Raw genomic sequence first — 2451 nt, forward strand, 5'->3', positions numbered from 1 at the left:
CCGGAAACCTTGGCCGGTTTGCACTTTGTTGTCTTCACGATTCTGATGCTTGGAAATGCAGCCACGCTCTTTCAAAGTTCATAACACGCTCTAAAGCCTTTGAAGTTCCCTCAATGGCTGTTCCACGAAAATACTCTCTGTTATCGAGCCTCAGGACTTTGTTCTCGCGGAGCGCATCATCACTGGCCGGGATGCGCAGCATGCCTTCGTGTTCACGCGCACGGGCCACGATCAGCTCAAAGGCTGCTTGCTGACCGAGCCGATCCTTCACACCAACCAGCGCTTCACGTGGAAGCCCCTCAATCGAGGTGACGTTTGGATTGGCAAGAATACGAGGCACTTCAATTTCGCCAAAGACGCGGCTTGGCTGAGCGTCGCCCACGATGGCATGAACCTCACCTACGGTTGCATCTGCAAACCGTCCAGACGCATCTGCCCAAGGACCTTGCGTAGGGTGGTAGAGCCACTCTGTGGCGGGTCCTCTGTAGGTCCCATCAATCAGTTGATCAACATCGATATCGTAAGCGTCGGCCAGTGCGCTATAGAAATCTTTTGACTCCAAAAATTTCGCTGCCTCACTTCCATTGATGACTCTAACGTCTTCGCCCATTTCAACCATCGCGGCGATGACATCTGTTGACCAGATCCCCTTCGCTGCCGGACCGCTATAAAGAACAGTCACACGGCCTGGTGCATTTGCATCTACCTGTGCTGCAAGTGTGCGCAGATCTTCGCCTGAACGATACGCATCCGGTCGCTCCCTCAGTAAAGTAATGGCCTCTTCCGCACTCAATGCATTTTTCATATCACACAGCCTTCCGATATCTCAATCTTGGCGTTGTAGTCGGTATACTTTGAGTGAATCCCTCCAAATCCTTTATGTGCCGTCAGCGCCACACCTAAGTCTTCAACAAATTGTGGTGCATCTGACTTGAGATGATCCGGGAGGCCTTTCCCGCCATTGATCCAAATTAACATCCAACGAGACCAGCCGGCCCCTTTCCTTTCTCCTCCACTTTCAAGCATATCAAGTCGCAATGTCAGCAATTCACCGCGCCAATAAAATGTCCACTGTGTTTGATTGCGGATTTCAGGCTCACTCCCCCCGCCATGCGCCACATTTCGCAAATAGATTTCACGCTCACGATCAATGACCCAATCTCTGGCGTTGGTTCCTCCAATCAGAAATTTACGGTCAATCGATAAAATATCGTATCTAGCAACATCATCTGGGGAAATAAACTCGCTTACGAATGCCATGGCGACACCCCTACCTTATGGCTGAATTATATTTTAGAAGATAAATTATCATCGACTTCAAGAGCGATGTGGTAGTCCGTGTTTCTGGAGTGGACGCCAAAATCCTTGTATGCGAGCAAGGCCTGTTTGAGGTCAGCTACGAATTGGTCCTTGTCAGCCTTGAGATGCTCAGGCAGTCCTTTCCCGCCATTGATCCACATCAGTCTCCAATGGGACCAACCGGGCTGACCTCGCGCGCCTCCACCGTCGACCAAATCCAGTCTCAGCGTCAGGAGCTCGCCATGCCAATAGAAGGAGAACTTTGCCTGGTTTCTGACCTCGATTTCGGTGCCGCCACCGTTTGCAACATTGCGCAAATACATGTCGCGATCACGATCAATTGTCCAGTCTCTTGCATTGGTGCCACCGACCACAAAGTCTCTGTCGATCGCTTCTAGGTTGTATTTGACAACATCTGGCTCAGGAATAAATTCATTTACAAATGGCATTTTAATTTCCCGGCAATGGCTTGGAATTTTTCGTCAAGAGCTAATTTCATGAGCTCGAGACGGCGGCAGATAACTTTTTCACCTCGGCTTTTGGTAGCAGCCGTTTGGTGAAGTAGGCATCTTCGTAATACTTGATCTTCTCGCAGAGCACCGGGTTTGGGATGCCTTCATAGAGGAAGACTTCCTTGTCAAACCCCATCGCCTTCAACTCCTGCGGCAGCATCAAGGCGCGGCGCTGCTCGGTTTCGGAATAGGACACATTGCTTTGCTTGCCACTGGTGTGGGATTTGTTCTTCTTGCGCACTGTGGTGTAGCCGAGCATGTCCGAGTAGTCGTTGGCATCTTGCTGTTCGCGTGGGGCGTAGACGATTTGCAGAGCATGGTTGGTGATGATCGTTCGCGAGACATCCTTGCCATAGGTCGCATCCAGCTGCGCCATGCTCTGGATGATCGGCAGCAAACGGATGTTGTAGCCGGCCATGTAGCTCACCGCGCTTGCGATGATGTCGACCCGGCCAATGGACGTGAACTCATCCATCAGCAGCAAACACTGGTGCTTGAGCACCGGGTTGTTCTGCGGCAGCTCTTTCGTGTTGAGGTTGATGAGCTGACTAAGAGCGGCTAACAAAACCCTTGAATTCTGTTGAGTCGGCGACAACATTGCCGGCATGACACGTCGCAACGAGATCCCTAGTGCGCTTTG

At 51.3% G+C, this 2451-nt stretch carries 4 protein-coding genes; all 4 read right to left on the reverse strand.

The window, feature by feature from the left end; genetic code table 11:
• Window positions 1-34 precede the first annotated feature (34 nt).
• Window positions 35-805: a hypothetical protein gene (locus tag XarbCFBP7408_RS21830; RefSeq protein ID WP_181123328.1), complete on the reverse strand. Its 771-nt coding sequence runs from the start codon at window positions 803-805 to the stop codon at window positions 35-37.
• Window positions 802-1260, reverse strand: coding sequence for a hypothetical protein (locus XarbCFBP7408_RS21835; protein WP_104564684.1), 459 nt, complete (start codon window positions 1258-1260; stop codon window positions 802-804). The genes XarbCFBP7408_RS21830 and XarbCFBP7408_RS21835 overlap by 4 nt, the downstream gene beginning before the upstream one ends.
• A 26-nt stretch (window positions 1261-1286) precedes the next feature.
• Entirely contained in the window at window positions 1287-1748 is a 462-nt protein-coding gene (locus XarbCFBP7408_RS21840; RefSeq protein ID WP_258072302.1) for a hypothetical protein, read from the reverse strand.
• Window positions 1749-1794: 46 nt separating this feature from the next.
• Window positions 1795-2451: type IV secretory system conjugative DNA transfer family protein (locus XarbCFBP7408_RS21845; RefSeq protein ID WP_258072303.1), on the reverse strand; the 657-nt coding region annotated here is incomplete at its 5' end.

It is taken from the genome of Xanthomonas arboricola pv. guizotiae (genome assembly GCF_002940205.1).
GTDB lineage: Bacteria > Pseudomonadota > Gammaproteobacteria > Xanthomonadales > Xanthomonadaceae > Xanthomonas > Xanthomonas arboricola_C.